The 21,686-nt window shown below is 67.3% G+C and carries 17 protein-coding genes, 1 tRNA gene and 3 pseudogenes; 15 read left to right on the top strand and 6 right to left on the bottom strand.

Going from position 1 to position 21,686, the window contains the following annotated elements; genetic code table 11:
• The first annotated feature begins 138 nt into the window (after positions 1-138).
• From FBT69_06880 to FBT69_06870, 3 genes are read left to right on the top strand one after another with little or no spacing between them, the layout of a single operon-like run.
• The gene (locus FBT69_06880; GenBank protein MDL1904522.1) at positions 139-2,745 is read left to right on the top strand and encodes a conjugative relaxase; all 2,607 of its coding nucleotides are present in this window, start codon (positions 139-141) and stop codon (positions 2,743-2,745) included.
• Positions 2,735-3,139 (top strand): hypothetical protein, encoded by a 405-nt coding sequence (locus FBT69_06875; GenBank protein MDL1904521.1) that lies wholly within the window; start codon positions 2,735-2,737, stop codon positions 3,137-3,139. The genes FBT69_06880 and FBT69_06875 overlap by 11 nt, the downstream gene beginning before the upstream one ends.
• Before the next feature lie 9 nt (positions 3,140-3,148).
• The gene (locus FBT69_06870) at positions 3,149-4,129 is read left to right on the top strand and encodes a prepilin-type N-terminal cleavage/methylation domain-containing protein (protein MDL1904520.1); all 981 of its coding nucleotides are present in this window, start codon (positions 3,149-3,151) and stop codon (positions 4,127-4,129) included.
• Positions 4,130-4,162: 33 nt separating this feature from the next.
• Here FBT69_06870 and FBT69_06865 read toward each other — a convergent pair whose 3' ends face one another.
• Positions 4,163-4,366 (bottom strand): hypothetical protein, encoded by a 204-nt coding sequence (locus FBT69_06865; GenBank protein MDL1904519.1) that lies wholly within the window; start codon positions 4,364-4,366, stop codon positions 4,163-4,165.
• A gap of 213 nt (positions 4,367-4,579) precedes the next feature.
• On the opposite strand from FBT69_06865, the gene FBT69_06860 reads away from it, so the two are divergent.
• On the top strand, positions 4,580-5,041 hold the full coding sequence (locus FBT69_06860) for a hypothetical protein (GenBank protein MDL1904518.1): 462 nt from the start codon (positions 4,580-4,582) through the stop codon (positions 5,039-5,041).
• A gap of 5 nt (positions 5,042-5,046) precedes the next feature.
• Here FBT69_06860 and FBT69_06855 read toward each other — a convergent pair whose 3' ends face one another.
• Both FBT69_06855 and FBT69_06850 read right to left on the bottom strand, forming a co-directional pair.
• Positions 5,047-8,340 carry a hypothetical protein gene (locus FBT69_06855; protein ID MDL1904517.1) on the bottom strand — a complete coding sequence of 1,098 codons (3,294 nt, stop codon included), beginning with the start codon at positions 8,338-8,340 and terminating at the stop codon, positions 5,047-5,049.
• A 12-nt stretch (positions 8,341-8,352) separates the two neighbouring features.
• Positions 8,353-8,931 (bottom strand): sigma-70 family RNA polymerase sigma factor, encoded by a 579-nt coding sequence (locus tag FBT69_06850; protein MDL1904516.1) that lies wholly within the window; start codon positions 8,929-8,931, stop codon positions 8,353-8,355.
• Between FBT69_06850 and FBT69_06845 the strand changes: the two genes are divergently transcribed.
• From FBT69_06845 to FBT69_06815, 7 genes and pseudogenes are all read left to right on the top strand, one after another.
• Positions 8,912-10,042 carry a ParB/RepB/Spo0J family partition protein gene (locus FBT69_06845; GenBank protein MDL1904515.1) on the top strand — a complete coding sequence of 377 codons (1,131 nt, stop codon included), beginning with the start codon at positions 8,912-8,914 and terminating at the stop codon, positions 10,040-10,042. The genes FBT69_06850 and FBT69_06845 overlap by 20 nt on opposite strands.
• Before the next feature lie 171 nt (positions 10,043-10,213).
• Positions 10,214-11,734 carry a hypothetical protein gene (locus FBT69_06840; protein MDL1904514.1) on the top strand — a complete coding sequence of 507 codons (1,521 nt, stop codon included), beginning with the start codon at positions 10,214-10,216 and terminating at the stop codon, positions 11,732-11,734.
• A gap of 85 nt (positions 11,735-11,819) precedes the next feature.
• A complete protein-coding gene (locus FBT69_06835; protein MDL1904513.1) occupies positions 11,820-12,416 on the top strand; it encodes a hypothetical protein in 597 nt (198 codons plus the stop codon).
• A 24-nt stretch (positions 12,417-12,440) separates the two neighbouring features.
• Entirely contained in the window at positions 12,441-12,746 is a 306-nt protein-coding gene (locus FBT69_06830; protein ID MDL1904512.1) for a hypothetical protein, read from the top strand.
• 449 nt (positions 12,747-13,195) lie between these two features.
• A complete protein-coding gene (locus FBT69_06825; protein ID MDL1904511.1) occupies positions 13,196-13,963 on the top strand; it encodes a J domain-containing protein in 768 nt (255 codons plus the stop codon).
• Between the two features lie 234 nt (positions 13,964-14,197).
• Positions 14,198-14,653 (top strand): annotated as a pseudogene (locus tag FBT69_06820) (recombinase family protein).
• A 354-nt stretch (positions 14,654-15,007) separates the two neighbouring features.
• Positions 15,008-15,280, top strand: a pseudogene (locus tag FBT69_06815) (hypothetical protein).
• Positions 15,281-15,509: 229 nt separating this feature from the next.
• Here FBT69_06815 and FBT69_06810 read toward each other — a convergent pair.
• A pseudogene (locus FBT69_06810) lies at positions 15,510-15,608 on the bottom strand (peptide-binding protein).
• A gap of 138 nt (positions 15,609-15,746) precedes the next feature.
• Positions 15,747-15,820 (bottom strand) — tRNA-Met (locus FBT69_06805).
• Positions 15,821-15,999: 179 nt separating this feature from the next.
• On the opposite strand from FBT69_06805, the gene purD reads away from it, so the two are divergent.
• Positions 16,000-17,343, top strand: coding sequence for a phosphoribosylamine--glycine ligase (gene purD / locus FBT69_06800; GenBank protein MDL1904510.1), 1,344 nt, complete (start codon positions 16,000-16,002; stop codon positions 17,341-17,343).
• A 10-nt stretch (positions 17,344-17,353) separates the two neighbouring features.
• Here purD and FBT69_06795 read toward each other — a convergent pair whose 3' ends face one another.
• Positions 17,354-18,763: a hypothetical protein gene (locus FBT69_06795; protein ID MDL1904509.1), complete on the bottom strand. Its 1,410-nt coding sequence runs from the start codon at positions 18,761-18,763 to the stop codon at positions 17,354-17,356.
• 48 nt (positions 18,764-18,811) lie between these two features.
• On the opposite strand from FBT69_06795, the gene FBT69_06790 reads away from it, so the two are divergent.
• The 3 genes from FBT69_06790 to FBT69_06780 all read left to right on the top strand — a co-directional run bounded on the left by FBT69_06790 (position 18,812) and on the right by FBT69_06780 (position 21,680).
• Positions 18,812-19,558 (top strand): gamma-glutamyl-gamma-aminobutyrate hydrolase family protein, encoded by a 747-nt coding sequence (locus FBT69_06790; GenBank protein ID MDL1904508.1) that lies wholly within the window; start codon positions 18,812-18,814, stop codon positions 19,556-19,558.
• 65 nt (positions 19,559-19,623) lie between these two features.
• Positions 19,624-21,288: a diguanylate cyclase gene (locus FBT69_06785; protein MDL1904507.1), complete on the top strand. Its 1,665-nt coding sequence runs from the start codon at positions 19,624-19,626 to the stop codon at positions 21,286-21,288.
• On the top strand, positions 21,285-21,680 hold the full coding sequence (locus FBT69_06780) for a hypothetical protein (protein MDL1904506.1): 396 nt from the start codon (positions 21,285-21,287) through the stop codon (positions 21,678-21,680). Before FBT69_06785 ends, FBT69_06780 begins: the two co-directional genes overlap by 4 nt.
• Positions 21,681-21,686: the final 6 nt, after the last annotated feature.

Raw genomic sequence — 21,686 nt, 5'->3', positions numbered from 1 at the left:
CGGGATAGTCCGCGCGCGAATGGATGACCCATCCGCAGCAGGGCCGCAGGCGCGCCGTGAAACCCCGTGAAAGAAACGGCTCCGTCCAACGAACCGGCGATTGACCACGACGAATGAGGCGTAGGAGAGTGTCCTCCCATGCTGCGCATCATTCAGAACAGCACGCCCGCCGGCGCCAAGAGCTACTACTCGACCGCCGACTACTACACGGAAGGCCAGGAACTCGCCGGCGTCTGGCGTGGCCATGCCGCCGCGCGACTGGGACTGTCCGGCGAGGTGCACCGCGAGGACTGGGACGCGCTGTGCGACAACCGCAATCCTTCGACCGGCGAGCCGCTGACGGCGCGCACCAAGTCCGACCGGCGCGTCGGTTACGACTTCAACTTCCACTGCCCCAAGAGCCTGTCGCTCCTGTACGGACTGACCGGTGACGCGCGCATTCTCGACGCCTTCCGCGAGTCGGTGGACGCCACCATGCGCGACATCGAAGCCGAGATGCAGACGCGCGTGCGCGCAGGCGGGCGCAACCAGGACCGCACGACCGGCAACATGGTCTGGGGCGAGTTCATCCACACGACGGCGCGGCCCGTAAACGGCGTGCCGGACCCTCACCTTCATAGTCACTGCTTTATCTTCAATGCCACCTGGGACGAAACAGAGTCTCGCTGGAAGGCCGGGCAGTTCGCGGGGCTCAAGCGCGACGGGCCGTATTTCGAGGCAGTGTTTCACGCGCGGCTGGCGCGGCGCGTGGAGGAACTGGGCGTTCCCACCGTGCGCACGAAGCAGGGCTGGGAACTGGCGGGTGTTCCCGATACTGTCATCCGACGCCTTTCGCGGCGCACGGCGCTCATCGAGGAACTGGCGCGCGAGTCCGGCATCACCGACCCCGACGCCAAGGGCGCGCTCGGCGCGAAGACGCGCGAGCGCAAGGCGAAGCAACTGACACTGCCGGAACTGCGCGACGAGTGGCGGTCGCGCATGACCCCGGAGGAATCGCGGGCCATTGAGGCCGTCGCGGATCGCGTCGGAAGCGAACGCATCGCCAGGGACAACCTCGCCGCCAGGGAGGCGGCACGCCAGGCGATCCAGCACTGTTTCGAGCGGAGCGCCGTGCTGCCCGAACGACGAGTGCTTGCCGAGGCCATGAAGCGCGCCGTCGGCCGCGCTACTCCCGAAGCGGTGACGCAGGCGGTGGCACGCGAGGAACTCATCGTCGCCGAGCGCGACGGGCGCCGGTTCGCCACGACGCGCGAGGTGTTGGCCGAAGAAGACCGGATGCTCGCCTTCGCGCGCGAGGGACGCGGGGCGTGCCGCCCGCTTGGCAAGGCAGACCACCAGTTCACTCGCGACTGGCTGGGCGACGACCAGCGCCGGGCGGTGCGGCACGTGCTGGAGTCACCCGACCGCGTCATCCTCGTGCGCGGCGTCGCCGGGACCGGCAAGACGACGCTCATGCAGGAAGCGGTCGAGGGCATCGAATCGAACGGGAAGCGCGTCTTCACCTTCGCGCCGTCGGCCGACGCCAGCCGCGGCGTGCTGCGGCGGGAAGGATTCGCCGACGCCGACACGGTGGCGCGGTTGCTGGTAGATGAAGCATTGCAGGCGCGCGTCGCCGGTCAGGTCCTGTGGATCGATGAGGCCGGACTGCTGTCATCGCGCACGATGGCGCAACTCTTCGACCTTGCCGAACGCAAAGGCGCACGAGTCATTCTCTCGGGCGACCGGCGACAGCATTCGAGTGTTGAAAGAGGCGCGGCGCTGCGGCTGTTGGAAGAAGAAGCCGGACTGGTCCCCGCCGAAATACGCAACATCCGCCGCCAGCGCGGCGACTACAAGGAAGCCGTGCGGGCGCTTTCGGAGGGGCGGACGGAAGATGGGTTCAGGCAACTCGACCGGCTGGGGTGGATACGCGAGGTCGGCGACACTGAGCGCTACCAGCAACTGGCCGAGGACTATGTCGCCGCCGTCGCCGAGGGGCAGTCGGTCCTGGCGATTGCGCCGACGCATCTCGAAGGGGCCTGGGTCACCGACGAGATTCGCGCCCGGTTGAAACAGTCCGGCCGGCTGGGTACGGACGAACGCCCGCTCGTCGTGCTGGAAAACGCCAACCTCACCGAGGCCGAGCGCATGGACCCGCTGAACTACGCCCCCGGCGACGTGCTGGTCTTCCACCAGAATGCCAAGGGCCGTTGCAAGGGCGAACGGCTGGTGGTCGGCGACGCGCCGCTGCCGCTCGATCAGGCGGCGCGGTTCCAGCTCTACCGGCCCTCGGTGCTGCCGGTGGCGCCGGGCGACGTGGTGCGCGTCACGCGCAACGGCAAGACGGCGAACGGCAGGCACCGGCTCAACAACGGCGCGCTCTACACGGTGAAGCGATTCGACCGCGCCGGCAACCTCGTGCTCACGAACGGCTGGAGGATCGCGAAGGACTACGGGCACCTGGCGCACGGCTACTGCACCACGAGCCATGCCAGCCAGGGACGCACTGTAGATCATGTGCTCATCGCCCAGTCGTCGGCGTCGTTTCCCGCCTCGTCGCGCCAACAGGCATACGTGAGCGTCAGCCGGGCGCGTGAACACGCGACCCTCTACACCGACGACAAGGACGCGCTGCTGACCGCCGTGAGCCGCTCGGACGACCGGCTGACGGCGACGGAACTGACCGGCGGGCGGGCGCGCCACCTCGAACATGAACCGCCGCGCGATGCGACGCGCGAACGGGAGGTATTGGTCCATGAGCGATGAGACGCTGCTGGAACGGTATATCGGCAACCAAGGCGCACGCGCGAGCGAGCAGCCGGATTCCGATTGCGCCGACTGTCGCGCCTTCGGCTGGCTGCGCGGAGTGCGCGACTTCGCGCGGATGCTGGAGCTGCGCCGCCGGGACGGCAACATCGTGGCCGTGGACTACGCGCGTCTCGAACGCGCCGAGTTCAATCCATCGGAAGGCATCACGCTCACCGTCGGCGGGCAGACCATCCGCATCAAGGGGCGCAACCTGAACGCGGAAGTGCGCCCTTCCGTGCGCCTGTTCGAGGGCATCACGCGCCACCGCGTGTCCTTCATACGCGAAGCGGACCGCAGCGCCGGCCTACAGGCCGGTGAGCGGGAGACAGTGGTGGATGCGATTGAGTGGTGATCATCTCGTCTGAAGTGTCATAAAAATGTCATACACAACCAATTATATAGCGGGTATCATAGTAAGTCAGATAGTGTGTGTGTCAGAAAGAGAGTGGCCGTGCTGAGATGGACACGTGAAGCGTTTACGCTGATCGAGTTAGCAATAGCACTTGTTATAATCGCTCTGATTGTCGGTGGCGTTCTTGTGGGAACTGATTTGATCACCGCATCAGAGCGGCGCCTTGCAGTGCGGCAGGTGGAATTGTTCGACAGCGCCGCCAATGTATTCCGCAATCGGTATAATTGTCTCCCTGGCGACTGCTTGAATGCCACTGTCTTTGGGTGGAGCGCATTGTCAAGCGGAAACGGCGATGGCACCGTCGGTTACCCTCCCGGATGCGATGGCTTGGGAGTGTGCATTATATCAGCACGACATGAGCATATTAATTTCTGGTATCATTTGCACGCAGCAGGGCTGATTCCCTATGCGATAGCGGCTGTCACAGCAGTGCCCCCGAGTACGCCGGATATGCCCGGCGTTGCAACACCACCGGTCGAGGGAATGAAACTTCGATACATGGGCCTCGCAGGAAGCCCTGCATCGGGGGGGTGGATTGTACACGGAAATGTCACGTTTGAATCCTATCCAGGCAGAATACCGCCGCCACTCACTGGTCATAGCTTTGCGCTGGGTAGCATCCGAGCGTGGCCTGCTGCCTCTGGAACTGTCTTCAATGGCTACGCGCCGGCAGATCTCCATTATATTGACAATAAGATCGATGATGGATTTCCAGTCAGCGGCAAAGTAATCGCGATTCGGTTAGCGCTAGCCCTCGAGCCACCGCAGCACCTCACGTATAATGGCGGCTTGATCTTCGGCTATACATATGGTGACACCAGCACGCCGGTTTGTGTCCGTACAGACACCGACCCATTCGTATACAATGTGCTCTATACTGGCACTGCTCAATATGGAAGTTGCGGTGTCGTTATAAAGGCGTCGTTCTAGGTAAACACCCGTGGATAACTGCGTCGCGACGGCTCAGCGACAACGACCTTGCGAACCCTTCTCGCGCCGGTTCAGGTCGCGGAGCAGCGACTGGAACACCTGGGCCACGGAGGCCGCCGCCATCACTCCCATGCACACCATCGCGACGCGGCCGAAGACGACGGCGTCGTTGCCAGGGGCGGTGCGGGCCATCTGCTGGGCGGCGTTGGCGATGTGGAGCGGGTCGGGCGTGGTCATGTTTCCACCGTAGCACGGGCCATCGCGCCGCCGGAAGCGGCGATTTGTTGGGCGCGTCCAACAAGTTCGGCTCGGCTGAACGCTCGCCGTGTCATTGATGCGGGCGATCCGCAACTCCGCCCGCAGCGGTGAAAGGGCTTGACGGCGGCTGTCGGCTTGTGTTTGAGTCGAAGGGATGGCGTATGCCAAGTGTAAAACCAGCAACGGCAGCCCGTGACAGAGAAGGATACCGATGACCTTGCCGAACTCCGCCGGCTCGTGCGGAAGGTGATTGAATCAGGACCGGCGGGTTTTGAGGCGCACGCGGAACGCGCGCGCGGAGTCCGCTCGGCTGTACATGCGGAGATCGCGTCCGCGCTGGGGCCGGTGCTGAATGCCCACCTCAACACATTGCCGCAGGATACGCTCGTGGAGAAGCGAGAAACCGCCGCGTGGGTGAACCACGAGTTGAGGCAGTTGGGGCTTGCCATCCGCTCGCCGGCATCCAACATCCCGGGAATCCTGATTGCCGCCGCCGGCCGGTCAGGTGATGAGCGCGAGGGGAGCCGTTTCCTCATCATGTCGCGCGACGAGCGAGGACGCAAGAAGCACTCGCCGTCGTCCGGTTGGGTGCCCGAACTCGAACTCGTGGAGGATCCGCCGCGCAAGGAGGGACGCTCGCGATACAGGGAGTAGTACCCTCACTGCGAGGGTGCTGCTCCTTCCGTGGCAGCCCATCTATCGCCGGAATCCCACATCACGACGCGACCGGGCGCGACTTCTCCCGGTGTCATCGCATTGGCCGCCGCATACAGCCGCGTCGAATCCCCGCTCCATGCCACGCCGGGATAGACGTCGGAAGGCCCGGCCGACAGTTCAAGGCACAACTGTTCAACGGCCCAGTCCCACAACCGTACCTCGCCCGGCTGCGTGCTCTCCACTTGCAGCAGGCCGCTGCTGCTGGCAAGGCGCCGACCGTCCGGCGAGAACGCCAATCCTCCGATTTCGCGGCGGTGGCCCTGAAGGCTGGCGACGATGGCGCCCGTGCGGCAATCGAGTACATGGATGCGCTGGTCTTCCCCGCCGCAGGCGACCACGCTTGCATCGGGCGCGAATGCGAGCGCCGTGACTGCGCCCTGATGCACCGGAGCAGTCCACGCCGTCGCCTCGTCTTCAGTCACAAGTTGCACCGTACCATCGTCATGCCCAATTGCTATCCAGCGTCCGTTGGCGCTCACCGCAATAGCGGATGAATCCGAAAGCCCGCGAAGCCGCTTTGCGAGGTCGGGGGCCGTCGCCGCTCCGACGACTACGTCCCCGCAGAGGAATCCTCCGAGTACCGGCGTGATCCTGTTGACGTTGGTCGGCAGGCGCGTGGTGCTCGTGGGCGTGTTGTTCTCCAAGTCCCAGACCACTGCTTCGCGTCGTTCCGAACGGGAGTAGAGCTGGCCGCGCTCTCCGACGGTCATACCCGCCCCGTTCTCGCGGACGATGGCCAGGCGTTCGCCATCACCGCACAGCGCCCGGATGCCGAAGTCCTCCGAAAGAAGGGTGGTGGCTGGCTCGGCGGAGTCAGTCGGCCAGACGCGGACGCCAGCCGAAGCACCGGCGGCGGCGACGTGTCGGCCATCGGCTGACATTGCCACGGCATGAACCACTGTGCCGTCGCCGGTGTACTGCCCTGTCAGCCGCCTGGTTTCGACATTCCATCGCTGCACGGCGAGCGGGCCGGTAGTGACCAGTTCGCGGCCATCGGCCGCGAACCACGGCGTGAGTTGACCGAACGGAACGCTCAGCCGCTCGTCGAGAAAGGAAGATTCGGCAAGCATGACCTGGTGCGGCACGATCACCCCGAGTGATTCGCCGGTCGCGGCGTTCCACACGCGGACTTCACCGTGCGTGTCGCTCTCCAGCTGAGGAACGTAGCGACCGAAGCTCTGGCTGGCGATGCGCGTGCCGTCCGGGCTGAAGGACAGCCCCGTGACGATACCGTTATGAACCGGTCCGCGGGCCGTGATGTCACGACGGCGGATATCCCAGACCTGTGTTGCGCCGCTTTCGTACCCGACGGCCAGCGAGTCGCCGTCCGGCGAGAACGCCGCCGCTGTCACGGTGCCGTGCTGGATGTCGAGACTGCGATCGAACGGTCCGCGCTTGTGGCCGGCGGCAAGATCAACCACGTCGGCGTTCTCCAGTGACCAGAGCCAGAGGCCGCCGCCGGCATCCCCCGTGAAGCAGGTCGGGGCGGCGGGGCTCAGCGCCATCGCCGTCGCGTACAGGCCCACGGGGAACTCCTTCGCAACCGTGCCGGTAGTTGCGTCTAGGACGCTGAGCCGACCCTCCAGGGAAGCCGTGAGCGCGACGATGGTTGCGCCGTCGGGGACAAACGCGCAGTCCTTGACCGGCCCCGCACCGCGAAAGAGCGGCTCGCCGTCGGGCAGAAGAAAGACGGCCAAGTTGCCGCGTTGGTCGATGCAGGCGATGCGGTCGCCCGAGGGGCTCAGGCTCAGCCGGTTCCATGTTCCGTCCTCGAGGCCGACCTGCACGGGTGATGGCGCTTGCGCCAGCCGCCGCAGGTAGTGCCATTCAAAGGATCGCGGGTCATCCGCAGCGGCTGCAGGGCTTTCATACTTGCTCAGCAGACCAAGGGCGATGGGCGTTTCGCCGCGAATCAGCGCCGCCTGTGCGTCGCGCATGTCCGCCAGGTATTCGCGCCGCTGGCGCTCACGGTCTGCCTTGGCCGTCTCGCCGCGCTGCTTCAGCGTCTCGGCTTCGCTGGCGACGGCGCGCGAGGCGTAGTGAATGGATGCGGCGGAGCCCGCCAGCAGAGCCGCGAGCGCCACGCTGAGAAGGGATGTAGCCAAGGGGCGGCGTGCGCACCAGCGCCGCGCGCGACGGAATCGGCCCGGGAGCCTCGCCGACACCGGCCGCCCGGTGATGAAGGCGCGGAGATCCGCCGCGAGTGCCGTGGCATCGGCGGGCCGGTCGCCGGGCCACTTCTCCAGGCATTGCAGGCAGATCGTTTCGAGGTCTGCCGGGACGACAGGGTTGTGCCTGGACGGCGGGACGGGCGCGTCCCACTTGACCTGATCGAGCGCCGCATCCCGGCCCAGACCCTCGATCGTCGGGAAGGGTGGGCGGCCGGTGAGCAGAAAATACAGCGTGGCGCCGAGCGAGTACACGTCGGAGCGTGCAGTGATGGAACCCAAGCGTCGATCCGCCTGCTCAGGCGCCATGTAGTGCGGCGTGCCGAGTCGCTGGAGCGAGAGCGTCAGCTCTGTCTTGGAGTAGAGTTGCTTGGCAAGGCCGAAGTCGGAAAGGACGACGCGGCCGGAATCCTCGACGAGGATGTTCTCAGGCTTGATGTCGCGGTGGATCACGCCCGCCTGGTGCGCGAACGCGCAGGCATCGGCTGCGTCGGCGATGTACCGCGCGGCAAGTTCGGGGTCGATCGGTCGGGCGCGCGACAGGCGGTGCAGGTCGAGGCCCCGGATACGCTGCATCACGATGTAGGGACGCCCGTCCGCCTCGCCGATTTCATTTACGGGAACGATGGACGGATGGCCCAGGCTCGTCAGTATGGCCGCTTCCCGGCGAAAGCGATGCACGATGTCGGCCCGCTCGCCGTGCTCTAAACGAAGTAGCTTGATGGCAACCGTGTCGCCTGAATCCTCGGCGGTCGCTTCATACACCTCGCCGAATCCCCCGCCGCCAAGGCGAGCGCCGAGCGTGTACACGCCGATGCGGCGGGTGATGGACCGCGCGTTCGCGTCAGCGGAGTGCTGGGTCGATTCTTCTTCCGAAGCAGCCACCGGCAGTTCGGCGCGATGGCGTGCGGCGCGAATGAGAATCGCATCACGCAACGCGTCGCGAAGATCGTGACTGAACTCGGGCCGGTCACGGCAGAATCCATCAATCTGGTCTTCGCCGAGGCCGGCAACAAGGAACTCGTCCACGAGTTGATCGATACGGTTTGACCGCTCGTCGTCGCGCATGGCCCGGTCCCGTTACGCCGACGGCAGATTGAGCGACGTTGACCCCAGCAGTTCGCGCAGTTGCCGTCGCGCTCGCTCTTGACGACTGTTGATGACGGCCTTCGTCGTGCCCAGTCGATCCGCGATCTGCTTCTGCTTGAGTCCCTTGAGTTGCAGCTCGATCACAACGCGGTACTCCTCCGGAAGCCCGGCAATCGCGTCCTCCAGGCGGCTCCTGCGCTCGGTGGCGCGGGCCACGGCGCTGGCTGTCGGTCCGCGCTCCGGATGGACCTCCATGACGCTCGTCGCCAGGCGTTCCATTCTTCTGCGGTGCTTGCGGGCGAAGTAACGGACGCTGTTTCGCAACACCTGTGACAACCATGCCTCGAACTGCTTCGAGGGATCTTCTGTGATGTCCAGTGTCGCGATGTATCGGAAGGCCTGCGCGGAAGCGTGCTGGACAATGTCGTCGTCGTCCACGTAGCGCCGCAGCGACTCGCCGATCTCCGCCCGTGCGATTCCGAGCATCCACGATCGGTAGCGGCGGAGAAGACGTTCGAGCGCATCGGCGTCCCCCTGGCTGGCGAGCTGAATGAGATCGTCGGCTTGCATCGAACCGGTCCGGGATAGGGCCAAGTGGCCGAAGCCTCCAGGAAAAAAAACGGAACTGGCGGCGAGAGCGCCCGGCCCGTCCGCGCACTCTGCCTTGGGGCGAACGCGTTCCCCGTGGCGTTCCACGGGTGCGCATACAGCAGGAAACACGCCCCGGCAAAAGGATAGCGGCGGGCGGGAGGCCCGTCACGGGAGCCCCCGCCAAGGGGTGGTGAGAGCCGGGCACGGCCCGCGTGCCGTGCCCGCGCTTCTCACCCCCGGAAGTGGCAGGCGCAAGGAGACGTTTATGCCGAAGCGGACCGTTCAAGACCTCCCCATCGACCTGGTGGACCCCGAACCACAAGTGCGGGAGCACTTCGACGAGCAGTCCTTGCTGGGACTCGCCATGACTGTCAAGGTCGTTGGCGTGCAGCAACCGATCACGGTGCGCCGAGTCGGCGAGCGCTACCGGATCATCGCGGGGGAGCGGCGCTGGCGCGCCGCGACGATGGCAGGTCTGACGGCCATCCCTGCCATCCTCATGGAGGGTGAACTGAGCGAAGCGGAGATCATCGAACTCCAGCTGATCGAGAACTGCGCCCGTGAGGACCTGAACCCGGCAGAGAAGGCGAAAGCGTATGACCGGCTGATGAAGGCGACGAACCGGCCGGCGGCGGAGATTGCAAAGCGCGTCGGGACTTCGCCCGCCACCGTGTCCAAGGTCATGTCCCTGCTGCTGCTGGCCCCGGAGATTCTGGAGCACGTGCAAGCGGGCCGAATTCCCTACAGCACCGCCTACGAACTTGCCAGGATCGGCGATGTCGCGGAACAGCGCCGCCTGGCGCAGGAAGTCTTGGAAGGCCGGCTGACGCGCGACCGGCTGGTCGCGGAGACAAAGGCCGTCAGGGCGGGCCGGTCCGCTGCACGCACCACCCAGCGGCAGCGCACGCCGCGCGACCGCGTCGTCATCAAGTTGGATGGCGGCCGCTCGATCGCCGTGTCCGCCCCGACGCTGACGGTCGAGTCAGTCATGACCTGGTTCATGGACCTTGCCGAGCAGCTCAGGCACGCCGGCGCCGACGGTCGACCGCTGGCGGAAGTCGTCAGGAGCATCTCGGTCAACGGCAAGTAACGGAGATTCGTCATGGAGCTGATTCCCACGTTTGTCCTGTTCATCATCGCCACGCTGATCAAGAGCGACGCGGACGCGCGGCGGAAGGCGGGTAAGTGACTCGTGTTTGACGCCTCGCCTCCCAACCCGGACACCTTGTCGGACGCCGTCGGCATCGGCTGCCTCGTCCTCATGCTGCTGCTGGTGTGCCTGCAAATCCGGCGCAAGCGCAACGCGAAAGCCCATGCGCCGCAAGCGGACGCGCTCGCAGCGCCGTTGATCTGGTTATCGCCGGAAGACGCGTACACCGCCAGGATGGTGACGGAGAACGTCCTCGTGACTGGAGCCAGCGGCGCGGGCAAGACGACGGGAAGCGGGCGGGCGCTGGCGCTCGCCTTGCTCGGGACCGCGAAAGCCGGCCTCCTCGTGTGCTGCGCCAAAGCGGATGAGGTGACGCTGTGGGAGGAATACGCCGCCGCGACCGGACGCAGCGCCGACCTTCGGGTCATACGTCCCGGCGGTCCCTGGCGGTTCAACCCCGTGTCCTACGAGCTGGCGCGCGAGGGCTCGGTCTCGTCCGCCGAGAATGTCGTCGGCCTGCTCGAAGCGATCCTCGAGTGCGCCGACCGCCAAGGCGGCAGCGGCGGCGCACGCGACGACGAGGCGTACTGGCGGCGCGCGACGAAGCAACTCATCAGGAACTTCGTGGATCTGCTGATCCTCGCGACGGGCACGGTCACGATCGACGCGCTCTACCGCGCCGTCATCTCGGCGCCGCAGTCGCTCGACGACGTGCGCTCGGAAGAGTGGCGAAAGTCGTCCTACTGCTTCCAACTGCTGTCGGAGGCGGACAGGCGTAGCAAGAGCACGGCGCAGGCGCAGGACTTCGCGCTGGTCGCCGACTATGTCCTCTGCGAGCTTCCCGCGCTGGCGCCAAAGACACGATCGGTCGTCGTGAGCTGTCTTACCTCGCAACTCGACCCCATGCAGCGCGGCGAGCTTCGATCGCTCTTCGGCGCGGACACCACTGTCACACCGGGCGACTGCGAAGACGGGGCCATCATCGTCTGTGGCCTGCCGACGCAGACCTACCGCGAAACCGGCGTCATCGCCAACGCCGTGCTCAAGTATTGCTGGCAGCGGAGCATGCAGGGCCGTCGTGTGACTCCTGACAGCCGATTGATCTGCTTGTGGTGCGATGAGTTTCAGACGTTCGTCTCGCCGACGCACGACGCGCAGTTCCTGGCGACATGCCGGTCGTCGCGCGTCGGCTGCGTGCTGCTGACCCAGGGCGTGCCCGGGGTGTACGCCGCGCTTGGCGGCGGCGACAAGGGGCGCGCCGAGGCGGATGCCATCTTCGGCAATTGCGCGCTCAAAGTGCTGCATGCCAATTCTGACGTTCAAACCAATGACTGGAGCTCGCGCCTGATCGGCCGCACCTTGCAGGTCCGCGCCAGCGGCAATCACTCGCACGCGGCCGACGACCAGGTGAGCGCGCTGCTCGGTCTCGACTGGGCGCGCGACAACGGCACGACGAGCGGCGGCTTCTCGGAGGTCATGGAGGCGGAGGTCGAGCCGCGCGCGTTCACCCGGCTGCGCACGGGCGGGCCGGACAACGGCTGGATCGTGGACGGCATCGCGTTTCAGAACGGACGGGTATTCAGGGCATCGGGTCGCAGCTGGCTCCCGGTGTCTTTCAACCAGAAGTCGTAGCGCCAGCGTGAAGTAAGCGGCAGGGAAAAGCGGCGCGGACCGCCCGCGCGGTGACTGCGCGCACAAGTGAACGGAGACAAACGCCATGTTCCAGCAACAGCAACCTGACCCGATGGTCTCGAAGAAAGACTTCAACCAGTTCCTCGGCGTGCTGACGTTCATTGCGCGGACGTTCGCCGTCACCGTCGAGGTGTTTCTGCGCCGCGCCGATACGTTTGGTCAACGGTATTTCGGCATGCAGGCGGCGGCCGGCTTCGCCCTGATCCTGTTCTGGCCGGTGTTCTGGGAAGGGCACAGCGCTGAGCCGATGCTCGGCTTCCTGGCTCTCTACTGGCTGGCGCTGCTGCGGGCGCGCATCTGCACGGCGGCGCGCGTCCGGCGAGGCGGTCCGCAGCCGCACTCGCTTTTCAACGGCGCGCCGCTGTTGCAGCGCGTCTTCCGGCGCACGCCGGAGCAGCGCATCAAGACGGGGCTGGAGTTCCTGGTCGTGTTCCTCGCCGGCGCGCTGCTGCTCCCGGTGAGCCAGCCGCTCGGCGCCTACCTGATGTTCGCCGCCTTCGGCGCCGGCGCCACCTCCGGCATGAGCGGCGCGCTCCAACATCGCCGTTCGCTCGATCTCCACGATGCATTCGTTGAACAACGCGACGCGGCGGAAGCGTTCCGCCGCATGCGCGGTGAGTGAACCCCATTCAGAAAGGAGTACAGGATGAATCTGCGTGAGAATCTCAGCCGCAGCCGCGAAGTGCTCGGCGCTTACTGGCGCCAGGGCCTCCACGAACTGGGTTCGGCGTTCTGGGGTCCCGGGACGGCTGCCCAACATCCCGAGTACGGCATGATCGGCACGCGGCCGCCCGGCCTGGTGACGGAAGGTCTGCGCCCGGACAAGGAACATGCGGCGTCGAAGGACGACGCCGCGCCGTCCATCCTCGAAGAGCGCCTGCAACAGGCCGAGCAGCAGCGCGACGCCGAGCGCGGCCATGAACCCGAACCGCCCGAGCCTGAGCGCGACTGATCGCGCGACGGAGAGTCGTTACGACCCACCGCGCGTGGCGGCGGGCGCACGCATCAACAGGGTCGCCTGACGGCAACCCCATCTGAAAGGACAACGTCATGGACGGTCTGGTCAATCTGCTCTGCATCGTTATCACCATCGCGTTCTGGGTGCTGGTGTTCAAGCACGTCGTCATTCCCATCTTCCGCTTCGGCGCGCGCAATCCCGAACTCACCAAGCGCGGCTTCGAGATCGGGCGGCGCCTGTTCCGCAAGTGAGCACCATCGTCACAGGAGACTCGTCATGGAAAGCCTCGGCATGTTGCTGACCTACGTCGCTGGGTTCTTCGTCTGGGTCGGTGTGTACAAGTGGATTCTGGTTCCCGTCGGGCGCTTCCTGTCGGGGAACACCGATGCCATGCGGCGCGGCCTCGATGCCGCCGACCGGCTGACCCAGCGGAGGCACCCGCGATGACGGCCGTCATCATCGTCATCGGCGTGCTTGTCACCGTCGGCTGGGCGATCCTGTTTGCGTGGATTGAGTGGGGCGGCGGTGACGACTACGTAACGTGGTCCAGCCACGCCCGGGTGTCGCTGCCCCCCTCAATCGCGCGCGCCGAACTGGTGCGGTACATGAAAGAACAAGGGTACGACGCCAGGGCGGACCCCTTGAAGTTCCGGCGCGGGGAAGACGTGAGCCGGCGCCTGTCCCGCGTCAGTGAGTACGACTGGTCATGCATGTCCCTGATCGTCACCGCATCAGTCTGGCGTGATGGGTCAGGGTCGGGGATTGCGCTGTGCTTCGCTTCGGGCGCATTCGTCCGGTTGAAGCGCACGGCGGCGGATGATTTCAGGGAGTTGGCCGCCGCCAAGTTCAATCGCGTGATCGAGCATCTGAACCTGCTCGCGCGCGAGCATTCCGAATGGCGGGAGTGGAAGCGCCGCCGGCGTCGCCCGAACCATCGCTGGTATCCGGGCGATGACAAAGAGGAAGCGGCGCAGGGCGCGTCGGCTCCGGCGGATTCACTCGACGCCGACCTGGCACTGCTCGGCCTCAAGCGCGGCGCGTCGTGTGACGAGGTCAAGCGCGCCTACCGCGACGCCTGCCGCAAGTACCACCCCGACGGCTTGAGCGGGAAGAACGTCGAGCCGCACCTGGTCGAACTCGCCGTGCAGCGCTTCAAGGAAGTGACCGCCGCCTACCAGCGGCTGCGCGACCGCATGGCGCAGCGCGCCTGAGGTGCATTCAACGGAGACCGTGCGTGCCGCGACGTGCTCCATCCTGGACCTCCGCGAACGGGCGCGAAACCGCCCCAGAAGGCGCAACCGCGCTTGACGCGGGCGGTATAGTGATACGCGATCACGCCGCCCTTCGCGGGTGGGTGGTCCGCGTCGTCGCGGCACGGGCCGTCGCGCTCTACCACGAGAGGAGAAGCGGTATCGACAAGGCGGCTGGGCCGCACGGGAGCGCCGATGGTCACGACAGCGAACGGACAAAACGGTCACACGGGGCGTAAGTACGACGCGCTCTACGCCCGCTACTCCAGCCACGCGCAGGACGACTCGACCAGCGTGGCCGTGCAGGTGGAAGCGTGTGAGCGCGCCGCCGGCAAGGAACTGCGCCACTTCATCGACCAGGCGAAGACCGGCCGCACCACGGGCGGGCGCACCGAACTTCTGCGGCTGATGGAGGAAGCCGAGGCCGGCCGTATCGGCAGGCTCTACGTCTACAAGTACGATCGGCTCGGCCGCGCCGCCGAGACGCACGTGCTCGTCGAGGATCTCGAACAGCACGGCATCGAAGTGGTGAGCGTCACCGAAGGGACGAACGCCCTGGCCCGCGGGGTGCAGCTCGTCGTCGCCGCCGACTACAGCCGCGTGCTGGCCGAGCGGACGCGGGCCGGACTCGTGCAGCGCCACCGCGAGGGATGCTGGACGGGCGGACCGCCGCCCTACGGCTACCGCATCGTGCAAGGCGAGGACGGGAAGAAGCGGCTGGCCGTCCACGAAGAGGAAGCCGAGACGGTGCACTTCATCTTCGAGACGTACCTCGCCGAGTCCATCGGTCTGAAGGAAGTGGCCCGCCGCGTGCGGGCGCGCGGTGTGCCGACGCGGCTCGGCGGGCCGTGGGGATTCGGGACGATCCGGAGCATCCTGACCAACGCCATGCTCGTCGGCGAGGTGCGCTACCTGCGCCGCTGCTTCAAGCTCGACCGCAGCACGGGGCGGCGCGTTCCGCGCTGGAGCGACGAGGATCGCCACGTCGTCAACCGCGACGAGTCACTGCGCATCATCGATGACGCGACCTTTGAGCGCGCCCAGGCACAGCTTGCGGCCAACCGGGTCAACCGTCCGCGTGAGGCAAAAGAAGTCCGCCCATTCACGCGCCACCTGTTCTGTGCCGGCTGCGGCAACGTCTTCTACGCGCGCAAGAGTGCGAACTCCAAGGGCGCGTACCGCTACTACGCCTGCGGCCATCGGCAGTCGCACGGGCCGGAGGCCTGCGGCAACAAGGCATCGCTGCGCGAGGACAAGCTGCTGGAGTGCGTGCAGGATGCGATGAGCGCCGTCTTCGACGATATGGACGGCGTGCTCGACGAAGTCGCGGCGATGGCGAGCGAGGCGCTGGAGGCGAACCGCAGCGAGACGACGCGGCTCAGGGGGGAGATCGCGGAGGCGGACAAGTTCATCGGGAACCTCACCCGCCTGCTCGCCGACCCGGACATCGAGGCCGGCGCCAAGAAGGCGGTGGCCCGCCAGCTCGCCGAGCACGACGCGAAGCGGGAGGAACTCCGGCAGGCACTGGAGGCGGTCGCGGTCCAGTCGGTGGCGGACATGGACGACCTGATGGCCGATTGTCGGCAGGCCTTCCTGGAGGCGAAGGCCAACTTCGCCGGGCTGATGACCCCGGCCCAGGTCAACCGGTTCATTGCCGAGGTCGTCGGGCCGATGACCGTCCTGCCGGACGGCCGCGTGGTCCAAAAAGAAACCGCCGCAACCGAAAAAGTTGCGGCGGCCGGAATAGCGGGGGCAGGATTTGAACCTGCGACCTCCGGGTTATGAGCCCGACGAGCTACCAGGCTGCTCTACCCCGCAATCTGGGCAACCGTATGGCTGATCTCCGCGTGGGTCAACCCGCGGCGGAAACCACGGGAACCAACGGAGGGCTGGACGCACGCGGTCGACGCCGGGGGAGGCCTGTTTGAATGCAGCCGCTCGGAAGCGAACGCCGCGTGATGCCGTGCGGCCTGTGCATGGGGCCGTATCATCGCCCGATGTCGCCAAGCCCTGAACCACAGGCAACAGGCTCACGCACCAACGTCCTGCTCGTCGGCGGCGGCGGACGCGAGCACGCGCTGGCGGTCGCGCTCGCACGCTCGTCCGGCATGGGCGATCTCTGGCTCGCCACCCCGGGCAACGCGGGGCTGGCGACGCTCGGGCGAGCGATCGATTTCCCGGCCAGCAAGCGCGAGATCTATCGCCTCGTCCAGTTCTGCGACCATAAGCGGATCGGTCTCGTCGTCATCGGACCCGAGGATCCGCTCGCGGAGGGATGGGCGGACGCCCTGAGTGCCCCCCACCGTCGCGTGTTCGGACCCGGGGCGGACGGTGCTCGCCTCGAAGCCGACAAGGCGTGGGCGAAGCAGTTGATGCGCGGCGCGGCGATTCCGACCGCCGAGGGTCGTGCGTTCAGCGACCCCGAAGCAGCCATCGCGTTCCTGGAATCGCGCGACGAGCCGCAGGTCATCAAGGCCGCTGGGCTGGCGAAGGGCAAGGGCGTCGTCGTGCCGGAGTCGCTGGACGAAGCCCGGGTAGCGATCGACCGGATCATGCGGCAGCGCGTCTTCGGTGACGCCGGCCGCACCGTCGTCATTGAGGAGCGGCTGAAGGGGCGCGAGGTCTCGGTGCTCGCGCTCGTGGATGGGCGAAGCATCCACATCCTGCCGCCCTGCCAGGACCACAAGCGGCTCCGCGACGGCGACGAAGGCCCGAACACCGGCGGCATGGGCGCGTTCTGCCCGGCCGAGGGCATCGACGACGAACTCATGGCCCGTGTCGAACGGCAGATCCTCGTGCCGACGGTCGATGCTCTGCGGCGCGAAGGCATCGACTTCCGCGGCGTGCTCTATGCGGGGCTGATGCTCACGCCGGGCGGGCCGAAAGTGCTGGAGTTCAACACACGCTTCGGCGACCCGGAGTGCCAGCCGCTGATGTCGCGTTTCCGGGGGAACCTGCTGCGGACGCTGATCGCCGCGTGCGACCGGCGGCTTGACGAGGTTGACCTGGATTGGGATCCTCGCCCGGCGGTGTGCGTCGTCCTGGCGAGCCAGGGCTACCCGGACGCGCCGCGGACGGGCGTGCCGATCAAGGGCTTGGACGAAGCCGAAGAGGTCGAGGGCGTCACCGTCTACCATGCTGGCACGAAGGCGGACGAGCGGGGACGCATCGTCACGGCGGGAGGGCGCGTGCTCGGCGTGACCGCGCTCGGCGAGACGATTGCGGAAGCTCGCGAACGGGCCTACGCCGCGTGCGAGCGAATCCGCTTCGAAGGCATGGTCTACCGGCGAGACATCGCTCTGCACGCGACGCCCGTCGAGCGCCAGTCATCGCGCGCGTAGGGGGCGAGGCTCACCAAGGCACGCGCCGGGCCAGCCAGGCGATCGCGTCGTGCGATCGGGCAGCACGGTAGAAGCGCGTCGCCACGGCGTCGCGCACGACGGCTGCCGCGTCGGGCTGCGGACTCGCCGCATCGAGCGGGGCAACACCGACGGCGAATGAGCCGAGGTCGGAACCGTCCAGCCCACGGAGTGAGAGCGTGGCGACCTGCTCGAATCCCTCGGGCGGCTCATCGCCGCTCCGACGAACGACGTCCGCGGGGACGTCCACGAGGAGCGTCAGCACCGCTTCCAGGCCGGCAACATCCTCGGTCGCGAGCGGCACGGGCTGTTCGCTGTCGATCCGCACCCAACCCTCATGCGTGCGTTCGAGCACGAGCGATCCGAGCGAGACCCGTCCGACATCCGCCGATGGGACAGCCACCGCTCGCCGCACAATGAACACCTCCGGGTCCAACGGGAGCGCGGCGATGGATTCGGAGGGTACTTCAACCAGCGCTGGACCGGAGATCGTATCGCTCCTTCGCGTGTGCGGCGTCAGCATCGACGCTTCCGCGAGCGCCAGGTAGCGCGCCCCGGAGGCATCGGCGGGCTCCAGCACCGACAGCCTCCGCACGATCACTCGCCGGTCGCGTTCGTCGCCGGTCGGCGAGGGCAGGTCTGATTCGACCTCGATGACCAGCAACGGGCGGGCGTCCGTCGCCGTGTGCGGCTCGTCACGGAACCGCGCCACGGTCAGCGACTCGGCAGCCCGCAGCAGCTCCTTGACGATGCGCGGCTCCGCGGGCGCGATGAACGGGCCTTGGATCCCCCACCGACCCCGCACGGAGGCAATGCCCAACTGGGTGTCGGCGGTTTGAGCGCGGAACCGCGACGCCGTGCCGTCGAAACCTGGGATGGCCCGCGTATCGCGCCACTGCATGACGCTCTGCCGCGCGAGCATCGCGTGGGTCTCGCCTTCCACGAGGGCGTGCACGATCCGGCCGGACGGACTCTCGACACGCACCCGTCCTCGGCCAGCCAGCGTCTGCGCCGCGAGCCGGAGCCTCCATTCGGACCCGTCCGTGGCCGTGATCGTCACGACCGACCCGACGTCGGCATCCCGGAGAGGATCGCTCGCTTCACCCGACAGCGAAGCGAGCACGCGAAACGCGGCGCGCACGCGAGGCTCCGATGCGGGCCAGCGTGATTCCGTCCCATCCAACCCGCGAACCACGATCATCCACTCGCGGGCGAAACCCTCCGACCTCACGATGATTGACGGAGACCCCGGCGAATCGAGCCGGATCGACTCGACCTGCGAGGGCAGGAGGCTCAACAAGGGCACCGGCCCGCTCCGCACGGGACGGGACTGCACCACGAGAACCGCCGCCCCGATGAGGGCGACACTCAGCAGCACGATCACGCCCCGCAGCCGTCGCACGGGGCAACTCTACCGCACGACCGTGCCCCGCGGCGTAGAGTGAGAGCGATGGCGGGCAAGCCAAGCGACGGACGAACGGCTCGCACGCCAACCTGGCGAACGGCCGATCCGCCGCTCGTCGGCATCACGACGGACCTCTGCGAATCTCCCAACGGCGCGCGTGCCTTCGCCTACACGCGCTACGCCCACGCGGTCACCGCCGCGGGCGGAGTGCCCGTCCTCCTGCCGCCGATCAGGGCAGCGGCGGGCGAGCACGCACGCCGATTCTCCGCGTTCGTTCTCACGGGTGGCGACGATCCCCGCATGGAGCCGTTCGGCGGCACAACCCACCCGCTCGCCACACCTGTTCACACCGACCGGCAGGCATACGAAGCCGCCCTGCTCGACGTACTCGAGCAACGCCACCGCGACAAGCCCGTCCTCGGCGTCTGCCTCGGCATGCAGATGATGGCGCTCCACGCAGGCGGCGCTCTCGACCAGCGCATGGAGGAATCCTCGCCATCGATCGCCGCGATGCACCGGGATGGAACACACGAGGTCGTGCCGGCCGACACCGGCCCGCACAGACCACTCGGTGCAGGTCCGCTCGTCGTTTTCAGCCGCCATCGGCAGGCCGTCTCCGATTCAGGGGGGCTGCGCGTGCTCGCGCGATGCCCCGATGGGGTGATCGAGGCTGTCTGGGATCCGGACCGCGTGTTTTACGTCGGCGTGCAGTGGCACCCGGAGCGCACGGAGCATGAAGCCGCGGGCATCGGCCTCTTCCGAAGGCTCGTTGCTGCGTGCGGCACGGCCTGACCCCCCGCAACGTGGGACGCGTTCGCGTTCGATGACAGTCCTGCGCCGCGCAGCACGTGTGCCGGATGACGAGCGTGCATCGATGGTGCGTTCCACCCGCGCGAGGAACCCGTGTGACGACTGAACTCCCGCGAGCAGCCCGCCGATCGTCCCTGATCGGGGTGGCCGCGCCGCTCCGGGGAGGCACGACCATGGCGAGAACGAGGGTGCTGCTGGCCCAGCGGGACTCGACGCGGCGTGGCTTGCTCAACGCGAGGCTGGGAGAGGGGCGACCATTCCTGGACGTCATGTGCGTCAGCGACGGGGATCACCTTCTCCGAGCCGCGCGTGACAGGCACTTCGACTGTGCGGTTCTCGACGCCGATCTTGTCCCGCGTCCGGCGAGCGCGGCCCTCGACGCGGTACGCCGCACCATCGCACCCTGTCCGCTCATCGTCGTCTCCGCCTGCAGCGAGCAGCAGGTCGCCGTCGAGTGCTTCCGTGCAGGCGTGGCGGACTTCGTACCGATGACGGATGCCCTGCTTGGGGACACGCTCTGGAGGCGCGTCGAGAACGCGATCGCCGAGGCGCGCCGGAGCCACGGCGAACGCCGTACCCAGGCTCGCCGCCTCGCCCGAATGCGACGCCTCGCGGAGACCGACCACCTCACCGGTCTTTTCAACCGCAGGCACCTCGACCTGCTCATGTCCGGCAGCCGCTCCAGGCACGACCGGCGACGGTTCATGAGCGCGGTGATGTTTGACGTCGACCACTTCAAGCGGGTGAACGACTCGTACGGTCACGCCGCGGGAGACGACGTGATCCGCGCCATCGCCGCCACGATCGCCCACGCCGCCGGACCAGGTGCGACCGCCGTGCGCTGGGGCGGCGAGGAGTTCGTCCTTCTACGCCACGTCGGGCGAGAGAGCGAGGCGTGGCGCGCGGCGGAACTCCTCCGCCGCAGAGTGGCCGCACAGCGCATCCAGACCCGCGCCGGCCCGCTGCGCGTCACGGTGAGCGCGGGCGTGGCCATCGCCCCCACGAACGGCCTGAGCGAAGAGATCATCTTCCGGGCCGACCATGCCCTGTGCATGGCCAAAGACCGAGGCCGGAACCGTGTCTGCACGTGGGGCATGGCGCTCGCCGAACGGGAGGCCGACGACCTCGAACTCGCCCGAACGATGAGCGTCGAACAGCGTCGTGAGGCGCTGATTCGCCGCCTCGCACCCTCCATGGGTCCTTCGCAGCAGGAGCACACCGGCACGCACTGTGAGCAGGCCGCATCACTCGCGTGCGAGATCATGGATCGACTCGGTATCCGCGGGGCGGAATCGGAACGTATTCGGCTGGCGGCGTTGCTGCACGACGTCGGCAAGTGCGCCGCTCCGGACGACCTGCTGGCACACCCCGCCGCGCTCGACAATCTGGAGCGGTCGATCCTGGGGGCGGTCGGCGAGGAAAGCGCCCGCCTCGCGGAGCGGCTCGGCGCGGGCACCGCCGGCTCGATGTACGTCCGCCGATCACACACGCAAGGTGCAGCGCAGGCAAGGAGCTCGCTTCCCGTGGGCGCAAGCATCGTCGCCGTCTCCGATGCGCTCGCGGCGATGATGAGCGACCGTCCCTACCGGCGTGCCAGAACTCGCGCTGAGGCGGTGGCCGAACTTCGAGGGGACCGAAGCGGCCGCTTCGATCCCGCCGTGCTCGAGGTCGCCGAGAAGGCCGCTTCGACAACAGCGGGGGTGGCCGCATGAAACCCGACGCCAAGAGAGGAGACTTCGGATGGAACGCCGATGCGCCCTTCCAGCTTCGACGCCGCCAGGACCACCGCGCCTACTGCTGCGACGACCGCGTCGCCTGGCGCATCGTCGGCTCGATCTCCCTTTGTCCGGGCCGGCTGCGCGACGCGTCGAAAAGCGGGTTCGGCCTGGTCGTTCCCGACCAACTGGCCCCGCGAACGGGGGATGCGCTCGTCCTGCTGGCGCGCAACCAAGCGTCTCCATCGCACTGCCGCGTCGTCAGGGTTGCGCGCTGCAAGGACGGTGGCGTGATGGTCGGATGTCGGAGAGTGTCGTCTGAAGAGCGCCGCAGCACGCGGGCGCGCACGAGAGCGCTGCCCAACGGCCGCCCTCGCCGGATCGCCTGAGCGGCA

This window comes from Synechococcales cyanobacterium CNB, assembly GCA_030263455.1.
Classification (GTDB): domain Bacteria; phylum Planctomycetota; class Phycisphaerae; order Phycisphaerales; family UBA1924; genus CAADGN01.
This window is presented reverse-complemented; position numbering and strand designations above follow the sequence as displayed.

Excerpts from the sequence above, each read along its gene's own strand:
- FBT69_06845 (MDL1904515.1), top strand. The coding sequence starts at position 8,912 with ATGAGATCGTCGGCTTGCATCGAACCGGTCCGGGATAGGGCCAAGTGG.
- FBT69_06840 (MDL1904514.1), top strand. The coding sequence starts at position 10,214 with ATGCTGCTGCTGGTGTGCCTGCAAATCCGGCGCAAGCGCAACGCGAAA.
- FBT69_06785 (MDL1904507.1), top strand. The coding sequence starts at position 19,624 with ATGACGAGCGTGCATCGATGGTGCGTTCCACCCGCGCGAGGAACCCGT.
- FBT69_06850 (MDL1904516.1), bottom strand. The coding sequence starts at position 8,931 with ATGCAAGCCGACGATCTCATTCAGCTCGCCAGCCAGGGGGACGCCGAT.
- FBT69_06880 (MDL1904522.1), top strand. The coding sequence starts at position 139 with ATGCTGCGCATCATTCAGAACAGCACGCCCGCCGGCGCCAAGAGCTAC.
- FBT69_06830 (MDL1904512.1), top strand. The coding sequence starts at position 12,441 with ATGAATCTGCGTGAGAATCTCAGCCGCAGCCGCGAAGTGCTCGGCGCT.
- FBT69_06790 (MDL1904508.1), top strand. The coding sequence starts at position 18,812 with ATGGCGGGCAAGCCAAGCGACGGACGAACGGCTCGCACGCCAACCTGG.
- purD (MDL1904510.1), top strand. The coding sequence starts at position 16,000 with ATGTCGCCAAGCCCTGAACCACAGGCAACAGGCTCACGCACCAACGTC.
- FBT69_06855 (MDL1904517.1), bottom strand. The coding sequence starts at position 8,340 with ATGCGCGACGACGAGCGGTCAAACCGTATCGATCAACTCGTGGACGAG.
- FBT69_06835 (MDL1904513.1), top strand. The coding sequence starts at position 11,820 with ATGTTCCAGCAACAGCAACCTGACCCGATGGTCTCGAAGAAAGACTTC.
- FBT69_06825 (MDL1904511.1), top strand. The coding sequence starts at position 13,196 with ATGACGGCCGTCATCATCGTCATCGGCGTGCTTGTCACCGTCGGCTGG.
- FBT69_06780 (MDL1904506.1), top strand. The coding sequence starts at position 21,285 with ATGAAACCCGACGCCAAGAGAGGAGACTTCGGATGGAACGCCGATGCG.
- FBT69_06875 (MDL1904521.1), top strand. The coding sequence starts at position 2,735 with ATGAGCGATGAGACGCTGCTGGAACGGTATATCGGCAACCAAGGCGCA.
- FBT69_06865 (MDL1904519.1), bottom strand. The coding sequence starts at position 4,366 with ATGACCACGCCCGACCCGCTCCACATCGCCAACGCCGCCCAGCAGATG.